At 35.7% G+C, this 18681-nt stretch carries 16 protein-coding genes and 1 pseudogene; 10 read left to right on the top strand and 7 right to left on the bottom strand.

Annotated elements, in window-relative coordinates; translation table 11 throughout:
• Position 1: 1 nt before the first annotated feature.
• The 3 genes from MKY37_RS09515 to MKY37_RS09505 all read left to right on the top strand — a co-directional run bounded on the left by MKY37_RS09515 (position 2) and on the right by MKY37_RS09505 (position 3065).
• A complete protein-coding gene (locus MKY37_RS09515; protein ID WP_445323032.1) occupies positions 2-1303 on the top strand; it encodes a D-serine ammonia-lyase in 1302 nt (433 codons plus the stop codon).
• Between the two features lie 269 nt (positions 1304-1572).
• Positions 1573-1962: a GntR family transcriptional regulator gene (locus tag MKY37_RS09510; RefSeq protein WP_340776438.1), complete on the top strand. Its 390-nt coding sequence runs from the start codon at positions 1573-1575 to the stop codon at positions 1960-1962.
• The gene (locus tag MKY37_RS09505) at positions 1959-3065 is read left to right on the top strand and encodes a DUF1648 domain-containing protein (protein ID WP_340776436.1); all 1107 of its coding nucleotides are present in this window, start codon (positions 1959-1961) and stop codon (positions 3063-3065) included. The genes MKY37_RS09510 and MKY37_RS09505 overlap by 4 nt, the downstream gene beginning before the upstream one ends.
• A gap of 159 nt (positions 3066-3224) precedes the next feature.
• Here the strand turns inward: MKY37_RS09505 and MKY37_RS09500 are convergent, their stop codons facing one another.
• Entirely contained in the window at positions 3225-3665 is a 441-nt protein-coding gene (locus tag MKY37_RS09500; RefSeq protein WP_211892528.1) for a peptidylprolyl isomerase, read from the bottom strand.
• A 471-nt stretch (positions 3666-4136) separates the two neighbouring features.
• On the opposite strand from MKY37_RS09500, the gene MKY37_RS09495 reads away from it, so the two are divergent.
• From MKY37_RS09495 to MKY37_RS09480, 5 genes and pseudogenes are all read left to right on the top strand, one after another.
• Positions 4137-5465 carry a hypothetical protein gene (locus MKY37_RS09495; protein ID WP_340776429.1) on the top strand — a complete coding sequence of 443 codons (1329 nt, stop codon included), beginning with the start codon at positions 4137-4139 and terminating at the stop codon, positions 5463-5465.
• 180 nt (positions 5466-5645) lie between these two features.
• Positions 5646-7169: a Na+/H+ antiporter NhaC family protein gene (locus MKY37_RS09490; protein ID WP_340776426.1), complete on the top strand. Its 1524-nt coding sequence runs from the start codon at positions 5646-5648 to the stop codon at positions 7167-7169.
• Entirely contained in the window at positions 7170-8513 is a 1344-nt protein-coding gene (gene argH / locus MKY37_RS09485) for an argininosuccinate lyase (RefSeq protein WP_340776424.1), read from the top strand. It abuts the gene before it with no gap.
• Positions 8514-8815: 302 nt separating this feature from the next.
• Positions 8816-9142 (top strand): annotated as a pseudogene (locus MKY37_RS22390) (3-hydroxyacyl-CoA dehydrogenase NAD-binding domain-containing protein); the annotation flags it as partial.
• Positions 9143-9160: 18 nt separating this feature from the next.
• Positions 9161-11380, top strand: a complete 2220-nt coding sequence (locus MKY37_RS09480; protein ID WP_340776422.1) for an S-layer homology domain-containing protein — start codon at positions 9161-9163, stop codon at positions 11378-11380.
• Positions 11381-11587: 207 nt separating this feature from the next.
• Here MKY37_RS09480 and MKY37_RS09475 read toward each other — a convergent pair whose 3' ends face one another.
• The 5 genes from MKY37_RS09475 to MKY37_RS09455 all read right to left on the bottom strand — a co-directional run bounded on the left by MKY37_RS09475 (position 11588) and on the right by MKY37_RS09455 (position 16018).
• Positions 11588-12352 carry an amino acid ABC transporter ATP-binding protein gene (locus MKY37_RS09475; protein WP_340776420.1) on the bottom strand — a complete coding sequence of 255 codons (765 nt, stop codon included), beginning with the start codon at positions 12350-12352 and terminating at the stop codon, positions 11588-11590.
• On the bottom strand, positions 12349-13032 hold the full coding sequence (locus tag MKY37_RS09470) for an amino acid ABC transporter permease (protein WP_340776418.1): 684 nt from the start codon (positions 13030-13032) through the stop codon (positions 12349-12351). The genes MKY37_RS09475 and MKY37_RS09470 overlap by 4 nt, the downstream gene beginning before the upstream one ends.
• A 66-nt stretch (positions 13033-13098) precedes the next feature.
• Complete coding sequence (locus MKY37_RS09465) at positions 13099-13932, bottom strand: transporter substrate-binding domain-containing protein (protein ID WP_340776416.1); 834 nt, start codon at positions 13930-13932, stop codon at positions 13099-13101.
• A gap of 2 nt (positions 13933-13934) precedes the next feature.
• The gene (locus tag MKY37_RS09460) at positions 13935-14459 is read right to left on the bottom strand and encodes a thioredoxin domain-containing protein (protein ID WP_340776412.1); all 525 of its coding nucleotides are present in this window, start codon (positions 14457-14459) and stop codon (positions 13935-13937) included.
• 677 nt (positions 14460-15136) lie between these two features.
• Positions 15137-16018: a TetR/AcrR family transcriptional regulator gene (locus tag MKY37_RS09455; protein WP_340776409.1), complete on the bottom strand. Its 882-nt coding sequence runs from the start codon at positions 16016-16018 to the stop codon at positions 15137-15139.
• A 163-nt stretch (positions 16019-16181) separates the two neighbouring features.
• Here MKY37_RS09455 and MKY37_RS09450 point away from each other — a divergent pair, with 163 nt between their 5' ends.
• On the top strand, positions 16182-17666 hold the full coding sequence (locus MKY37_RS09450; protein ID WP_340776407.1) for a DHA2 family efflux MFS transporter permease subunit: 1485 nt from the start codon (positions 16182-16184) through the stop codon (positions 17664-17666).
• A gap of 96 nt (positions 17667-17762) precedes the next feature.
• On the opposite strand, the gene MKY37_RS09445 is transcribed toward MKY37_RS09450, so the two are convergent.
• Positions 17763-18320 carry a DUF488 domain-containing protein gene (locus tag MKY37_RS09445; protein WP_340779883.1) on the bottom strand — a complete coding sequence of 186 codons (558 nt, stop codon included), beginning with the start codon at positions 18318-18320 and terminating at the stop codon, positions 17763-17765.
• A gap of 139 nt (positions 18321-18459) precedes the next feature.
• Between MKY37_RS09445 and MKY37_RS09440 the strand changes: the two genes are divergently transcribed.
• Entirely contained in the window at positions 18460-18654 is a 195-nt protein-coding gene (locus MKY37_RS09440; RefSeq protein WP_269923068.1) for a YwbE family protein, read from the top strand.
• Positions 18655-18681 lie beyond the last annotated feature (27 nt).

Below are 18681 nucleotides of genomic sequence, written 5' to 3'. Positions count from 1 at the left end.
GATGGATAAACACGAATTAGAAATTAGATTTCCTTTAATCTCAAATATGCAAAACAAAGAAGAAATAATATGGTTCAACCAAAATAAAATAAAATCAGAAGATGCTATAAAAAACGTATCTGTTACTGCTGAGATGGTGCAAGATGCAAGCGATCGTTTAGATCGCTTTGCATCTTATTTACGTGTTGCCTTCCCGGAGACAGCAACAACAAATGGTATTATTGAGTCACCGCTTGTGAAAATTCCAACGATGGAATCTGCCTTAAAGGAATTCTTTCAAAAAGAATTTGGCGGGGAATTACTATTAAAATGTGATAATGCCTTACCAATTTCCGGATCTATAAAGGCTCGTGGTGGAATTTATGAGGTACTTAAAATTGCAGAGCAACTTGCGATACGAGAGGGTTTATTGAAAGAGACAGATGATTATGAAAGACTCTCAATGGATAAGTTCAAACAATTTTTTTCTAACTATTCAATTGCAGTAGGCTCGACTGGGAATCTAGGACTTAGCATAGGGATAATTAGTGCAAAGTTTGGATTTCAAGTAACTGTCCATATGTCTAGCGACGCAAAGCAATGGAAAAAGGACATGCTTCGCTCAAAAGGGGTAACAGTCGTAGAATACGATTTTGATTATAGCATTGCGGTAATGGAAGGCAGAAAACAAGCGGAAAAGGATTCGTCTTGCTTTTTTATAGACGACGAAAATTCAGTCGATTTATTTGTCGGGTATGCTGTTGCAGCAAGTAGGTTAAAAACTCAATTGGAACAAATGCAAGTCAATGTCGACGCCGAACACCCACTGTTTGTGTACTTACCGTGCGGAGTTGGTGGTGGACCAGGAGGAGTCGCATTTGGACTAAAGCTTTTGTTTGGAGACCATGTGCATTGCTTTTTTGCGGAGCCAACGAGCTCACCTTGCATGCTACTGGGGTTAATGACTGGATTGCATGAAAATATTTCAGTAGTCGATATCGGACTTGATAACAAAACGGATGCTGACGGACTAGCTGTAGGTCGACCGTCAGGATTTGTAGGGAAAACTCTAGAACATCTCATTAGTGGAAGCTTCACAGTTAATGATAAAACCTTATATGAGCTGCTAGTTTTAGTGGCGGACACGGAGAATATTCTATTAGAACCATCTGCACTGGCAGGCATGACAGGCCCAATTCATCTAGCTAAACAAGGAGTTTCCTTACAAAATGCAACGCATATTGTTTGGGCAACTGGGGGAGGAATGGTTCCTTCTCAGGAAATGAAGAATTATTATGAAAAGGGCAAAAAATATTTTCTGTAGTAAATTCCTGAGGCTAGGACAGAACCCCAAAACAGCATTTTTCTCTGTGAGAAAATGCTGTTTTTTTGCTTTGCACAAAATTGATTTCCATTCCAGGGACGCTTTCCACGGGCGTGGCCTGAGCCTGTAGTCTCAGGCGTTACGCTATTCCCGTAGGAGTCGCCCCTCCATTTCAATCAATTTTATTAAATATCTATTAGTGTTTGCTCTACTTTATATAGAACAAATGTGTTATGCTATATATAGAACAGGAAAGGGAGGGTGACCTCATGTTTATTGAAATAAAATCTAATTCTGATGTCCCCATCTATTTGCAGCTTGCTCACCAACTTATGGAAGGGATAGTACGAGGTGAGTTAAAACCAGGTGACTCGCTTCCGTCTGTAAGAGCATTTGCGAGCGATCTCGGGATGAATATGCATACAGTAAATAAGGCTTATCACTACCTAGAAGAAAAAGAATTTATACAAATAGTAGCAAAATCAGGTGTAATTATTCAACCGAACGGTGTTTCGAAGGCTTCAGAGGAAAAAAAGCAAAAACTAGAAGCGCAACTACGACCATTTGTAACAGAGGGATTGGTCCTAAAGCTCTCGGAAGAAGAACTGGTAGTTATGGTACGTAAGCTTGTGCAAAATATTGAGGAGGGGAACGAATGATTATTGCGTTATTTGGATTTATACTATTTTTCATTACCGTTTTACAAGCATTTATGCCAAAATTTTTAAAGCCGACAGAAGCATTTGGAGTGTATGTACCAGATAGCCATACAAAAGATCCAGAGGTAGTAAAACTAATTAATAGGTATACAACGGTTGTATTAACATTCGGAATGATTATTTTTGTGGTCTATCTTTGGTGGGCTTTAACACAAAATCCAGCAGAGGAAACGTTTGCATTAGTGAGTGTAGGAGTCCAGTTTACAACCTTGTTTGTGAGCATCGGATACTATTTTATAATGCATCTTCGAATGAAAAAACTAAAAGAAACACAAGGGTGGTTAAGTGGAAAAAGTGAAGTGAGAGTAGTCGATGTGAGATTTCAAGAAAAACTGAAACTAATACCCCGCGTTATCTTTATCATACCTATGATTGTTACGGTGGGATTAATCATTTATACATTTATGAAATATGACCAATTGCCAGAGATGATTCCTACTCATTGGGGACCAACTGGAGAAGCGGATGCATTTAGCGAAAAGACATATTTTAGTGTCATTGCAATGCCACTTATTCTACTAGTTATGCAAGGTATGTTCCTATTGATGAGTGAAGGTATGAAATTTTCAGGTGCTCGCCTTAATCCAGCAAACAAAAAAACTTCTCTTACACAGCAACTCGCGTTTCGAAAATATACAAGTTTATTAGCGCTCTTTATCACTATTGGTATAACGCTAATGATGGGATATTTTCACTTACAAACAATTCATCCGGAAATATCCTCATCTATTATCATGTGGGTTCTACCACTGATTTTCTTACTATTAACATTTACAGTTATCGGCATTTATACTATAAAAGTAGGGCAAAGCGGATCTCGGCTAAATGTAGGAGGAAACAGTACGACCTTAGAAAACAAGATAGCTGTTGACGAGGATCGATATTGGAAGGGTGGATTATTTTACTTGAACAAAAATGATCCAAGTATAATGGTAGAAAAGCGATTTGGCGTAGGCTGGACTCTAAACTTTGCTCATCCTATAAGTTGGATTGTATTGCTCCTGCCTCTTCTACTTATATTCGGCATAATATTTTTACTATAAGAAAAGCAGCTCCCCAAATTTTGGGGAGCTGCTTTTTGCTTTTTTATATCCAAAAAAAGTATCCTTTTTCTCGGTATCTGTCTAGTTCTAGCGCCTGCTCCTGCGCAAAGCTCGTCGCAGAAGAACGTTGTTGGGGCTTGCATAGGCGCTTACACTATTCTATTCAGCGTCGAAAACTTCTACTTTTTCCATTTTAGCGCCGTTTTTCATAGCTTTTGCAACTTCAAGACCACTTGTTACTTGACCAAAAACAGTATGAACACCGTTTAAATGCGGTTGTGGCTCGTGAACGATGAAGAATTGGCTAGAACCTGTATCTTTACCAGCATGTGCCATAGAAAGGCTTCCTGCTTGGTGTGTGTGGGGGTTTCCAGCTGTCTCACATTTAATGTTTTTTCCGCTACCGCCCATACCTGTACCAGTTGGGTCTCCACCTTGGCTTACGAAGCCAGGAATTACACGGTGGAATACTACTCCGTTATAAAATCCGCTGTTTGCTAACTCTTCAAAGTTTGCTACTGTGTTTGGTGCCTCATTTGGGAATAAATCAAATTCAATTTTTTCTCCAGAATCCATTAAAAAATAACCTTTTTTTGTCATTTAAAACACTCCTTTTTCGAATAAATCATTTATTAGTATAGCATGTACCTAAGTCATTATCCAAAAACAGAGACTGATAACTGGTTGATTTATTGTTAAGAAGAACCCGCACAGTTTTCGTGAGATTATAAAAAGTACTTTTCTGGTATGAGTGAGCACTATGTCATGATCAAGTTGTTTAATTCGGTTGTCGAATATTTAACAAAGCCTGTAGAATCCTTGATTGCTCATCAGTATACCTTCTCTTAGGATTTCGTTCGAATCTCGAGTTTGATAAGCACAGAACATGTAATACTCATTACATAGGAAACGGGATGACAAAAGATAAAGTGGAGGATAAACTAAAAAAATGAGCTCCAAAAGTATAATAAGGAGTTAGGATGCAATATAAAAAATATGAAAACAATGCATAAAGATTCATTAGAAAGCTTTTCTTATGTAAAAATAATGTTGTTGAAGGAGTGTTTTCCCATGTTTAGAGTAGGAGTTGTTGGTCCGCAATCTACAGTAGAAAGAATTATAGACATAGCAGAAGAGTTAAAGTTGGATGTAATTTTCTTGATGTATCCATATAAAGAAGTGAGAGAAACAAAGGATATTGTAAAATATAATGATAATAAAGTTGATTTCTGGATTTTTTCAGGGAGAATTTCTTATAACTTAGCATGTCAGGTTACTGGAAGTACGGAAAAACAAATTTATATCGAGCATACTGAAGCAGGGATTTTTAAAGGGTTGTTGGAGTTCTCACATAAAACAGGTTCTTTTTTAGATTGTTTGAGTATAGATGAAATATCAAAAAGCCATTGGGAGAATGCACTTTACCAACTTAATATAAAACCGGGAGCGATTCATGTAAAAACTTTTTCCGAAAGAACTTCTACTAATGAATTGACAGATTTTCATTTTCATTTATGGAACGAAAAGGAGACAAAAGGAGCTATTACATCTTTTGAAGAGGTATATATACAACTTAAAGAACGCGGTGTTCCCGCATTTAGGATTTCAACTAGTGATATTGAAATCCGTCACACTTTAAATATCCTTTCAGAAAAATTAAAGACCTTTTATTTTATGGGTTCACAAGTTGCTGTTCATCTATTTGAAATAGACTTTTTAAAGAATCATTTTAAAAGTTCAAAACAAACTTATCAACTGCAACACCTAGAATTAAAAATTAAAGAAATTTTAATTAACTTAAGTGAATGTTTAAATGGTTCACTGTTTGAAAAAGGACTTGGAAGATATCTAATATTTAGTTCGCGTGCTGACAGTGAACGAGAACTGCAAAGAATTGAAGAAACAGTTAATAAATTGATTTTGGAGTCTGGATTGAAGGTTGGTATAGGAATAGGACTTGGTGAAACCATATTCTCTGCGGAATCGAATGCAAACCAGGCACTTAAACAATCCAAAGAAAAGTATGGTTCCATAATTATTATTCAGGAAAACGGTGAGGTCATTGAAGTAGATAGTAACAAACTTGAAAGTGTTGAAACTCTACAATTTAATGATGAGAACTTTATTACTAGGCTCAAAAAAGAAAAAATAAATATAAAGAATTATATTGAGATATACTCATTGACAAGAAATGCAGGAATAAGAAGTTTTACAGTTAAAGATATATCTATTCAATTATCTAAAGACGAAAGAAATACAAGGCGCTTTATAGAAGATTTATGTAATGCGGGCTTTGCGGAATGTATCGGAGTAGAAGAATATCCTACAAAAGGAAGACCTAGACGTGTTTACAAATTGACAAACTCGCCAAAAAAAGTTGTTTATGACGAGAAGGACTAGTTAACTCGCTAGTAAATTTTTATTTTGGAATAAAAATAACAGAAAATTAAAAAATGTTGTTGCTTATAATAGATTTAATAATTATAATTTCATTTAGGGTAATTATTGATTATTTACCTTCAAAATAATGTGATTTTCAGAGAAACTGTAATACCATTTTATTAAGGGGGAGATTTATTTATGGAGCATATGAGTTGGGTATCTTTGATACCTCCAATAATTGCTGTAGTTCTCGCAATTGTTACAAAGAATGTTGTCATATCGTTGTTCTCGGGGGTATATATTGGAGTTCTAATCCTTGTAGGAGGACGTCCTCTTGAAGCAACAATGGAGGTAATTGGAAATTTTATTTTTCCGCAAGTTGCTGATAGTTATAATGCGGCTGTTCTAGTATTGTTATTCTTTATTGGTGGATTCGTAGCTCTTATGGAGAAATCCGGTGGAGGTGCTGCACTTGCTTCAAGCGTTGTAAAGTACATCAATACTCGTGCTAAAGCACAAATATCTGCTTGGTTCGGAGGGATTATTATTTTCTTCTCTGATTTGGGAACCCCATTGATTGTAGGGCCAGTTTTTGAAAAGATTTTTGATAAAGCGAAAATTTCAAGAGAGAAACTGGCATGGATCATTGATTCTACATCATCTCCTGTCGCCGTATTGATTCCGTTCATTGGATGGGGTGTGTACATAATGGGGCTTATAAAAAAAGAATTTGATTTATTGAATATAAACACGTCCGAATTTAGTACGCTAATTCAAGTTATACCATTTCAGTTTTATGCTATATTAGCTGTTTCAATGGTGCCTCTTGTGGCATTTATGAAATTGGATTTTGGACCTATGGCAAAGGCGGAAAGAAGAGTACAGCAAACAGGTGAACTGTATTGGCCCGAATCGAAACCGCTAAGAAAACCAGATAAACTTGAGGAATACCAAAATAGCGGGCGCGCTATATTTATATGGCTACCGTTATTAGTGCTGTTTATTACGTTATTTGGACTATTATTTTCATATGGCTTCCCGTTCGAGCCTGTACCAGGAAATGAATTCAGAGTTTCTTTAAGTGCTGCATATTTATTTGCGGCGTTATCGATTATTATCTTAATGATTATAAATAAGTCGAAAAAATTCGGAGAGATTATTGATATTTATACAACCGGCATGCAGAAAATGGTTTACGTCGCACTCACGCTTGTCCTCGCATGGTCGCTTGGGAAAGTAATCAATGATATGGGGACTGCAGCATTCATCGTTGAGGCGATGAAAGGAAATGTACCAGCTTTCATAATACCTGCAATTTTGTTCTTGGTCGGAGCAGCAATGTCTCTTGCATCTGGTACTTCATGGGGAACATTTGCAATTATGCTTCCAATCGCCATTCCAATGGCTGTAGGTCTCGATGCGCATTTACTAGTTTGTATAGGAGCAGTGTTGTCGGGTGGTATCTTCGGTGATCATTGTTCACCGATTTCCGATACTACAATTTTATCATCAACTGGTGCTGGGGCGGATCATATTGATCACGTTAAAACACAGTTGCCATACGCGATACTCAATGCAGCAATTGCATTAGTAGGTTTTATCGTTGCTGGTATTACAGGGAGTGCATTAACGTTGATTTTGACAATTATATTACTTGTAACAGCTGTTTTTATCATATCTAAAACACAGGATAGAAAGCATAGTGAAAGGGTTGAATTATAAGTGAAACTTTGGGGTGGACGATTTACAAAGCGAGAAGATAAAATTATGGAGAAATTCAATACATCTCTACCTATTGATAATAGACTGTATTTCGAGGATATAACAGGAAGTATAGCGCACGTAACAATGCTTTTAAAATGTGAATTGCTCACGGAGTTAGAAGGAAATCTACTTATTAATGGCCTAGAAACGATATTGAGTGATATTGAGTCAGGTGAGTTGAAAGTGGAGGGTGAATATGAAGATATCCATTCTTTTGTGGAAATGAATTTGACGGAGCGAATTGGAGAAACCGGGAAGAAACTTCATACGGCAAGAAGTAGGAATGATCAGGTAGCTTTAGATACAAGGCTATATGCAAAAAACAAAGCAAGAGAAGTGACGATCGCTATTCAGGAACTGATTGATTCATTGAGTAAAAAAGCATTAAACAATAATGTTATCATGCCTGGATACACTCATTTGCAACGGGCACAAGTCGTAACATTTGGACATCATCTAGGTGCATATGCACAAATGTTTAGCCGAGACAAAAAAAGAGTTGAGAATGCGATTGATATTCTAGATGAAAACCCGCTTGGATGTGGGGCGCTTGCAGGAACAACACATAATATCGATCGCCAAATAACAACTGACCTTTTAGGTTTTGTAAAACCGGTTGAGAACTTTCTGGACGGTGTAAGTGATCGCGATTACTTACTTGAACTCATGTCTAACTTTTCTATAATGATGATGCACATGAGCCGACTTAGTGAAGAGCTCATACTTTGGAGTAGCCAGGAATTTAAATTTATCGAAATGGATGATGCCTATTCAACTGGTAGTAGTATTATGCCTCAAAAGAAAAATCCCGATGCCGCTGAACTGATTAGAGGCAAGACTGGTAGAGTTTATGGTTCTCTCTTCGCATTATTAACAACGCTGAAAGGATTGCCACTAACTTATAACAAAGACATGCAGGAAGATAAAGAGCAGTTCTTCGATGCTGTCGATACAGTAATGGATTGTTTAAAAATTATGGCTAAAATGATTGAAACGCTGCATGTGAAACAAGAAAATATGAAAGCGGCTATTAAAGCAGGCTTCTTGAATGCAACAGAAGTTGCTGATTATTTAGTGAGTAAAGGAACAGCATTTAGAGATGCCCATGAAATCGTAGGTAAAATCATTATTTATTGTGAAGACCAAAAGAAGGCGATTGAAGATTTAACGATTGAAGAGTTATCAAAATTCAGTAATAGCATAACAGATGATATTTACGAATATATCGACTATGAGAGTATATTGAATAAAGGGAATAAAAAATTGATTAAGCAGGTTACAAGAAGTGAGAGTACTATATAGATTTCCATTTAGAAAGATGAGATAGATGTTTTCAGTCGAATGTAAGCATGCTTTTCCTGATTAACACATACCCATTACGAGAGTGAAACATCTAAAGGGCTCTATTCTACAGTTTCTATATAACAAAGAAGGACAGTTGGCTTTTAACAAGCTACCTGTCTTTTTACTTTAAGTTGTCTATTACTTTTCTTTATCTTTAAGTTTTAAATGCTCAGAAAATATTGAACTGGCGTCAAAAAGTAAAGCTGATACAAATAAAATGTCTAGAAAAACATTGAAACAAATTTCTTACATCAACTGATTTAAAAGAAGCAGTTAGCGGAACTCGATTTGTCACTGAAGAAGTAGCTGAAAATCTAATCATTAAATTTGACTTGTTTAAGCAGTTGGAAGTGGTCATAGATAACGATATGATTATTGCATCCAATACATCAGAGATGCTTTTTTTTGACCGTAAAAAAAAGTTAGGTAGGATAAAGTTTATAAGTTTATTACTAATCACCGCTAATCTATGCAAAAACATAATCCCTCACCAAATACAATCCATAAATTTTAAGAATAATTTTAATAATATAAATATTACAATTTCAAATTTCCATAATTTAGTTTACAATATAGTTATTACCTAAAAAGGGGGACTATTTGATTTGAAGAAGCTAGGAATTATATTAACTGCATCTGCTTTATCTATTGGTGTGTTTTCATCTGCTGCTAGTGCGGCGAGTACAGTAGAAGGGCAACCAGCAAAGGTGGTAGCACAGGTGGATGCTACAGAGAAGGTTGTTACTAAGGAGGACTTGCTTAAAAAGTTTCATTCTGCTTTTCCTGGGATTTTTGACTTTGTAAATGCTAGTGATTTTCATATGAGTTCTCATAATTATCCTGAGGATGAGATGACAAGGTATCATTTATATTTTAGTAAGCTACAAAATGGGAAGGATATTAGTGGAAGCATAGGATTTTATGGAGAAGATTACGAAATCGAATCCTTTAACTACGAGCCTGTTAGTACTCCAGACGCTTTGTTTCCAGCTAAATTTTCTAAAGAAGAAGCTAAAAAGGTTGCAGCCGATTTCGTTAAGAAATACCTTAAAGATGGTAATTACAAATTAGATGAGGATTTTAATGATCACTACAATTATTATTCAAAGCAAATTTTAACTAGGCCAATAAGTTATTCCTTTTCTTTCAATCGTATGAAGGATGATGTTGCAATTGCTGACCAGAGTGTAAACGTAACCGTTCTCGGAAACGGGGAAATTGTAAGCTTCTATGGTTCACAAATAACTAAATCTCCTACCTTTGAAGATGTAAAAAAAGTAAAAGATCAAAAAGAAGCATTAGAAAAAATCAAAGGAAATCTTACTGCGAAACTACAATATCAAGTTAACACCAACTATGAAACTGGGGAAAATGACGTAAAGCTGGTTTATGTGCCTGATGTTCTGAGTATGAATGCCATCACAGGAGAATGGTTTACTGGTAAAGAGTTTTTAGCAGAACAGCCAACTAAAAAGGAATATGTAAAAGTTACAGAAACTGCATTGCCTGCTAAGCAAAATGGGATAACGAAGGAAGAGGCAAAGAAAGCTGCAGAAAAGTTATTACAAGTGAAGTCTAACAAGATCAAGTTAAGCATTCAATCAGTCGAAGAAGTAACAAACAGTTATGGTCAAGATATATTTAGTGTTCACTATATGTACAACTACGGTAATAGTGGAAGTGGGTCTACATTAGAATTTGATAAGAAAACTGGTGAGCTGCTCCAGTATCATAATACCCAAAATGATTTATTGGTCGAAATGGATGAGACTAAAGAGGAGATCACAATTTCTAAAGAAGAGGCGATTGCTCAAGCAGTTAAGTATTTAAAGGAATTGGTACCTTCATACCTTCATGAATACGCTATGCCTTTAGAGGAAGGTTATCATGATGAAACAATGGGCAATTACTATATAACCTTCCCCCGCATAGTTAATGGAGTTATGGTTATGGGAGATCAAATTAGTGTAAATATTCATAAAGATGGATCTCTAGAAAGTCTAAATGTAGTTAGACCACAGATTGATAAATGGCCGGCAGTAGAAGAGGTAATCTCTTCTAAAGAAGCAGAGGATATTTTGAGTAAAGCGCTAAGTATTAAAATGAGCTATATGAAAGAAAATCAAAAGAAAGAAAATAAACATTATAATTTAATATACTCTCCATTTTTTAATAAAACAGCCTTTAATGTGTTAGAAGCCAATTCTGGCAAGTGGATTAACCAATACAATATGGAAGTGACTCCCGAGGTTTCTCATCCAACAGCGGCTGAAGAACTGAATTATTTAATCAAGGCAAAGGTATTGACGGTTGATCCAAAAACCTTTAACGGGGATGCAGCAGTGTCTAGAGGGGAAGCAATCAAGATTATGATGAATTCCTTAACGTATATTTATGAGACAAGCAACTATAGAGAGTCAGATAGTATGAAGCAATCCTATACAAATGTGGGTCCTAAACATGCTTCCTATCAAGCAATTGAGCGTGCGGTGGAAGCGGGGATTTTGAAAACAGAACAGAAGACCTTTGATGTAAATAGTCCAATTACGAAAGAAGAGCTAGCAGTATGGTATATTCGGGCACTGGGTCTTGAGCAAGCAGCAAAACAAAACAATATTTTTAAAAATGATTTTACAGATGGCGAAAAAATGAAAGTGGAAAACACAGGATATGTGGTTTTGGCGCACTCACTTGGATTAGTGAAGGCAGAAAAAAATCAGTTTAACCCAACAAAAGAAATAACATATGCAGATTTAGCAGTGTCCTCTATCCGCCTAGCGTATGAAATTTCCAATAAGGGAAGAGATTTCAGATATGATTATTAAATCCCAACCAAATAAATAATCAACAATATAACAAGAGGGTTATGACAACAGTCACGACCCTCTATTTTTAGTGGGAAAACTATACTAAACAAGAGATGCTCTTCCGCTTAAACCTTTGCAACCATACCCTCTAATAGTCGTTCCGCAAAATCATCTGGTATATTGACTTCTATGTGTCGTTGAATTGGGGTGTACTGATTCACAACATTAATGTACTTCACTAACTTTATTATGATTTTTTAAGTAGTTTTTCAGGAATTTTTTTGTTCTTTCGTTTTGTGGATTTTCGAAAATATCCTTCGGTGTACCTTGTTCTACTATAATACCATCTGCCATAAAAATCACTCGGTCTGCTACACTTTGTGCAAAATCCATTTCATGTGTAACAACAATCATTGTCCGTTTTTTATCGACGATAACAGACTTCATAACATTCAAAACTTCCTCGACTAATTCCGGATCTAGAGAAGAAGTAGGCTCATCGAATAAAATAACATACGGATCAAGTGCTAAGGCACGTGCAATCCCTACCCGTTGTTGTTGTCCTCCTGAAAGCGCAATTGGATAATTATGCTCCTTACCTTGAAGACCAACCTCTGCTAAGAGTTTAAAGGCTAATTGTTCAGCCTCTTGTCGGGGTGTATTACGTGTTAAGCGTACAGGTTCAGAGACATTTTGAAGTGCGGTCTTATTTTTAAATAAACTGTAGTTTTGAAAAACCATGCCTGTTTTCTTGCGAAGGTCACTCACAAGCTTCTTTGTATAACTCTCTAAATCTACTTTGGCACCATCAATTTCAATTGAACCTACTTGAGCTTCCTCTAAAAAGTTTATGCAACGTAAAAATGTAGACTTTCCCGAACCAGATGGTCCAATAATAGCTACAACTTCTCCTTCAGCAATTTCTACATCAATTCCTTTTAGAACATTGGTAGGACCATAGCTTTTATGTAAATTAGTTATTTTAATCATTTAACTTCCTCCTTCCGATATGGCTTTTCAACATAATACTCAAGTTTAGATTGTAGGAAAGAGAGTATGATAGAAATCATCCAGTAAATTAGACCAACCATCAAGTATGCCTCTAGAAACTTGTATGTTACGGCAGCTTCTAGTTTTGCGCGAGCCATCATGTCTATTACTCCAATCGTAAAGGCTAAAGAAGTATCTTTAATCATCATAATGTAGTAGTTACCAGAGGGTGGGATGGCAATGCGGATCATCTGAGGTAAAATAACAGTTCGTAGGGCTTGCCATTTAGTCATATTAACAGATAAGCATGCTTCATATTGCCCTTTATCAACTGCTAAGAAGGCAGAACGGAAAACCTCTGATAAATAGGCTGCATTACGTAAACTGAGGGCAATAGTAACAGCAGTGACCGCATTCATTGTACTGAAGCTTGGAAATATTTGTGGCACTCCAAAGTATAAAATGAATATTTGTATTAAGGTTGGAACTCCTCGGAAATAGGATATTATGACTTTTAAAATAGGATATAATATCTTAGTTTTATTATTAGTGAGGAATGCAAAAACTAATCCAAACAAAATAGCTAATAGAAATGACAATGTCCCTATATATAAAACAATTGGTAAAAATTCAATGATTTTCGGGAAGAGACTGATCATATACTCAAAATCGAATTTCATAAAGTAGGCAACCTTTCTTATATAAAATAATGAAAGGCCACTCTGCTGCGAGTAGCCTTTCTCTTTTTATTTCTCGTGTGGAATGGTTACGTCAATTGCACTCCATTTGTCAGATAGTTTTTTTAAGGTACCATCTTCTTGTAACTTTTCAATTTCAGCACTGAAATCTGCTAAAAACTCTTTATTTTCTTTAGATCGTACAAATGGGAAAGCATAATCGAAGTCGATTAAGTAATCCTCACCATAAAGTTTTAAAGGTAGACCCTCGTCTTTAATCCGTGATGCAGCAGTAATCTTCACATCAATAAAGGCATCTAATCGACCTAAGGCTACTTCATTATAAGTACCGCTCACGTCTTGGTAAGGGGTAATAATAATTTCGTTTCCATTTTCTTTATTCCATTTTTCTAGGAATTGATGTAGATTGTTACCGAGTAAGACACCTACTTTTTTCCCCTTTAAATCTTCGATGCTATTAATATCAGTATTATCTTCTGGTACAACTAATGACGCTCCTGAGTATGCGTAAGGAGAAGAAAAGTCATATTTTGCACGACGTTCTTCCGTAGCTGCAATCAGATTTGAAACTGTATCAATATTACCTGCGTCTAACATTCCGAAAATACCTGAGAACTCAGCAAATGTCCATTCAATCTCGTAACCTAGTGATTCAGTTACTAACTCTAACACTTCCACGTCATAGCCTTGTGGAACACCCTTATCATCAACTGAGATAAACGGAGGATAAATGCCTGAAGAACCTACTTTTAATACTTTTTTGTCAGCAGATACCTCGTTTTTATTTCCTGCAGATGTTTTCTCCGAATCGTCTCCACAGGCTGCTAGTAAAATAGAAATGCATAATATAAATGATAACGACAAGATCTTTTTTAATTTCATGTTTATACTTTCTCCTTAGATAGTTGTTGCTCTAACACTTGAACTAATTCTTCCGAGAAAATTTCACGAGGGTATTGGAATTCTAAATCATTTATAAATACAGTTGGAACCATTTTGACTCCACGTTTAATTGCTTCTGCAGTGACTTGAAGACTAATATCAATATTTGGCTCTTCTTCCTTCAAACCATAATTATTTTCAATGTATTCCTTAATACCATGACTTGAAAGTTTATCCCATGTTTCCTGCTCTTTAAATAACGAATTAATGTTATCTAATGTTTTTGCAGGATTACTATAGTCTAAGTTGAGGTTAATCAGCGTTCCTGGTAAGAGCATTTCTCGTGGTTTATCATAATGCTTCACGATTAACTCGACTTTGTTCTCATTTATGTATTGTAGAAGTGCTCCATCTACAAGTTCAAAGAAGGATGCGCAATAAGGACAAGCTAGATTTAAAAATACCTCCACTTTTATCGGTGCTTCCGCATTGCCTAACGTTAAATGTGTATTCTTGAGTGTTACCAAAATATAAACCTTCTTTCTTATATTTTTTGAAAATTCTAATTCGTATTTTTAATACTAACTAAACTGATAGGTATTGTAAACCTTTTTCAAGAAGTATTTTTTTATAATATTTTGATACTGAAGAATAGGCGATTATAAATTAATGGTTCAGTAAATTAAATAGTATTACTACCAGATTACGATGTAATTGTGTTATTAAAAGTTAGTGAGCATCAGGCAGATTTTATAAAAATCCAGGAATATTCGTAGCTAGTGGAACCCTAGTGGAACATCTAACGCTTATACGGTCACTCTTGATCCAGTACCTTTAGATATTCCGGAACTTTTGGGGATTACAATTATCCCACCTCCTACCCTTACAAGGTCTTGGAGCAATCGCACTTACAGAGTAAAAAGGGGTTGATATGCAGTTGGAAAACTACTAGCTGGTAGGCCATATTTATTTAGTGAAGTAGGGACGGAATTTTTAGCGGATAAATAGTGAAGGGGGAGAGTACAGAAACGCAGGGTCCTGTGAATTTCGAATAGGTTAGGTCATGACGAAAAAGAGCAAAAGGATTATTGATATCCTATTGCTCTATTTTTTATATACGGGCTTTAAAAAATTTTTCTTCCAAAGTAAGTTCTTCCAGATTAATAAATTAAGTAAAAGATCATTCGTATTTAAGAATGCTGCTTTATAGTTTCTGTTGTTTCATTAAATACCAAAGACCACTGGTTAGTTCTTTTACTACTTGTACCATCTCACTATCGCTAAATTCATTGGTCATTGTTCTTAATAATGATTCTAGTACAATATTTCGAATTGGCTGTTGCTCAAGCTCTTGTGTAACTGCTTCAATAATCTCATGCTGATTTTTGGTAAAATCGCTACTATTTTTAAACTGTTCTAACTGGTCAAACACTTCCTTACGTGTTATTTCGATCGCTACAAATGAACTAAAGAAAATATGTAAATCATCTGTATTTAAAACACTCGTCTGTTCATGCATGAGCATCTCCACAATTTTTTCTATATAACGTAATGTGCTTTTTATAACAACTTCAAATTTAAAATCCTGCTGATTCATTAAGCGACCTGTGAATGTTAAGTGCTGTAAAATACCATAATAAATGATAGCGGCTTCAAATGAATGGCTTCGTATTTCTTCCCCAAACACTTCGATAAAGCGCTGTCCTAACCACTGCAGCTCATGTACGCGTGATTTTAGTACTAATTTCTTTAATTCTTTATCGCCTGAATGTAAGATTTCTTCATAAATTTTATCTAATCCTCTAGACTGATTTATTAGTAATAAGACTGTAATTTGTTCTACTAATACATCTAGATCCTTTGCATCCTTACCTATCATTTGCCCGCTCCGCATTAATGCAGCATCGTAGCGTGTCTGTTCTAAAATTGCTTCTACACAATCATTCTTAGATGAAAAATAATTATAAAAGGTTCCCTTAGAGATACTTGCTCTCTCTAAAATATCTTGTATCGATGTATTAGCAATCCCTTGCTCTACAAATAAGGATATTGCGTGGTCGACCACTGCTTTTTTACGTTTATTCATAATAACTCCTTCTTTAACATTCTACGGTCATTATATAACATATTTTCGTTGAGAATGTAATATTTGAACTACGAAGACATTTTTATAGACAAATTTGGACTACTAGTATAAAATCTTTCAAGTGAATAAAAAAAGGAATATATAAACTAAGGAGATATTACAAATGAATACTTCAACGATAGAGAAGAAACCACCGTATTTAATGCTGGCAATTTTATTTTTCGGTGCCTTTGTTTCTTTCTTAAATAACTCATTATTAAACGTAGCATTACCATCAATCCGTGATGATTTTGGTAAAGACTATTCAACGGTTCAATGGTTAGCCACAGGTTACATGCTAGTAAGTGGTGTGTTAATACCTGTTTCAGCATTTTTAATTACACGCTTTAAAAACCGAACATTATTTATTGTATCAATGATTTTATTTACAATTGGTACAGCAATGGCCGCTTTGGCACCAAACTTTGGATTCCTCTTAGCAGGGCGTATGGTACAAGCTGCCGGTTCGGCAGTTATGGGACCATTGTTAATGAATGTTATGTTAGTTAGCTTCCCTCGTGAAAAACGTGGTGCGGCTATGGGTGTTTTCGGTTTAGTTATGATTACAGCTCCAGCAATTGGGCCTACATTATCAGGCTATATCGTACAATACTACGATTGGCGCGTACTGTTTGAGATGATTTTACCCTTTGCGATTCTTTCCATAATTCTAGCGTTTTGGAAACTTGAAAATGTGATGGATACACGTAAAGTATCTCTTGATTACTTCTCAATTGTGTTATCTGTAATTGGTTTTGGTGGTATTTTATATGGTTGTTCAATGGCTAGTTCAAATGGTTGGGGAGACACAGTTGTTTTGACAACAATTATTGTTGGTGCTGTTGCATTGTTTTTATTCATTACACGCCAATTCAAATTAGAGGAACCATTATTGGATTTGCGAGTTTATAAATATCCAATGTTCGCACTTGGTTCTGTTATTTCAATGGTAAATGCTGCGGCATTATTCTCTGGGATGATTTTAACGCCTGCCTACGTACAAGACGTGCGAGGTATTGACCCTTTAGAATCTGGTTTAATGATGTTACCAGGTGCTATTATTATGGGAGTTATGTCGCCAATCACAGGGAAATTATTCGATAAATTTGGACCCCGAGTTTTAGCGGTTATTGGTTTAGGTATTACCGCTATTTCAACATTCATGCTTGCAGGTTTAGATCTTGAATCTTCCTATGCTTACATTATTGGTATTTACACAATACGCATGTTTGGTATGTCGATGGTTATGATGCCAATTATGACGAATGGTTTAAACCAATTACCTACACGTTTAAACCCACATGGTACAGCTGTTAACAATACAGCGCAACAAGTGATCGGTTCAATCGGTACAGCTATTTTTGTTACGATTATGACTAGTGCTGCGGCTACTCGTGGTAAGGAGTTAGCTGCAGCAATGGACCCTGCATCCATGACAGAAGAAGCAATGAAACAAATACAGGCACAAAGCTTATTACATGGTGTTCAACTATCATTCATCGTTGCCGCTGTTGTAACATGTGTTGCTTTAGTATTATCATTCTTCTTAAAACGTGTGGACGTAAGCGCAACGGCACTTGCTGACATTGAAAAAGAAGTGAAAAGTTAATCATGGGGCTATCTCGTAAGTGATATTAAATCACTTCTAGGATAGCCCTATTTTTGTTGCTTTTTATTCATATCCCTTGTCTATTAATTTGGTAGATTAACAAAAAGGGTATGTTACAATTCCATCCTCATTAACTTGTGCAGGAGCTCCCCACATCCCAACTTCGTGATTTACAATTTCAATTTCATTATCATTTACGTCAATAATATGCTTCACGATATGCCCGTTTGCTACTAGAAAGTTGCTGATAAGCAAACGATGACAACGGGAAGGATGACGCTCCGAACAACAATAGGCAGTTCTTTTATCTGCTGCTTTTTCCAAAAGTTCATTTATACCTATTTGGAACTCTTCCGTCAAAGTATAATCCGCATAATTATGAAATGATTGGTTGTTCCAGCCTGCGTTCATTTCTTCACTAATTTTTTTAGACTTTCTACGTCTACCACCTAGTTTGGAGAGGTGTTCATATGAAATGTCTTCTTTTATAAGCCACTTTGGAAAATCATCCTTTGAAAATTGTGGCCATTTTCTACTGCCTGGAAATGCCCTTACATCCGCCAAAAGCTCGATGTTATTCTTTTTTAGCATGCTTCCGAAAAATTTTTGTGTGTGGCTAGAATGTCCAATTGTATATATTTCCAATCTTATCACCTCTTTCTCCACGAATATCCTTCTTATTATTATTCCTGTTCCTTTGTTGGACCAAACATATTCTACAGTTACAATTTATGAAGCAAAATACTGAAACCAAACCATGAAAGTGGTACGATACAAAAAGAGGTGAAGATAAATGAATGGTCAAAATAGAAAAGATGTAAAACCTGGATTAGAAGTATATATAGTATTAAAAAAAGATCAACGATCAGGGGAGAAAACAAAAGGAATTGTGAAAGACTTATTAACGAATTCGTCATTTCATCCACATGGCATAAAAGTACGATTAACAGATGGACAAATAGGACGAGTTTGTGAAATCATAGGATAAATTACCGCGTAAAAAGGGAGTGTAAGT

Origin of the sequence: Psychrobacillus sp. FSL K6-2836 (genome assembly GCF_038003085.1) — a bacterium.
In the GTDB taxonomy this organism is placed as follows: domain Bacteria; phylum Bacillota; class Bacilli; order Bacillales_A; family Planococcaceae; genus Psychrobacillus.
This window is presented reverse-complemented; position numbering and strand designations above follow the sequence as displayed.

Coding starts and splice junctions, on each gene's coding strand:
- MKY37_RS09515 (WP_445323032.1), top strand. CDS start 2: ATGGATAAACACGAATTAGAAATTAGATTTCCTTTAATCTCAAATATG.
- MKY37_RS09510 (WP_340776438.1), top strand. CDS start 1,573: ATGTTTATTGAAATAAAATCTAATTCTGATGTCCCCATCTATTTGCAG.
- MKY37_RS09505 (WP_340776436.1), top strand. CDS start 1,959: ATGATTATTGCGTTATTTGGATTTATACTATTTTTCATTACCGTTTTA.
- MKY37_RS09500 (WP_211892528.1), bottom strand. CDS start 3,665: ATGACAAAAAAAGGTTATTTTTTAATGGATTCTGGAGAAAAAATTGAA.
- MKY37_RS09495 (WP_340776429.1), top strand. CDS start 4,137: ATGTTTAGAGTAGGAGTTGTTGGTCCGCAATCTACAGTAGAAAGAATT.
- MKY37_RS09490 (WP_340776426.1), top strand. CDS start 5,646: ATGGAGCATATGAGTTGGGTATCTTTGATACCTCCAATAATTGCTGTA.
- MKY37_RS09475 (WP_340776420.1), bottom strand. CDS start 12,352: ATGATTAAAATAACTAATTTACATAAAAGCTATGGTCCTACCAATGTT.
- MKY37_RS09470 (WP_340776418.1), bottom strand. CDS start 13,032: ATGAAATTCGATTTTGAGTATATGATCAGTCTCTTCCCGAAAATCATT.
- MKY37_RS09465 (WP_340776416.1), bottom strand. CDS start 13,932: ATGAAATTAAAAAAGATCTTGTCGTTATCATTTATATTATGCATTTCT.
- MKY37_RS09455 (WP_340776409.1), bottom strand. CDS start 16,018: ATGAATAAACGTAAAAAAGCAGTGGTCGACCACGCAATATCCTTATTT.
- MKY37_RS09450 (WP_340776407.1), top strand. CDS start 16,182: ATGAATACTTCAACGATAGAGAAGAAACCACCGTATTTAATGCTGGCA.
- MKY37_RS09440 (WP_269923068.1), top strand. CDS start 18,460: ATGAATGGTCAAAATAGAAAAGATGTAAAACCTGGATTAGAAGTATAT.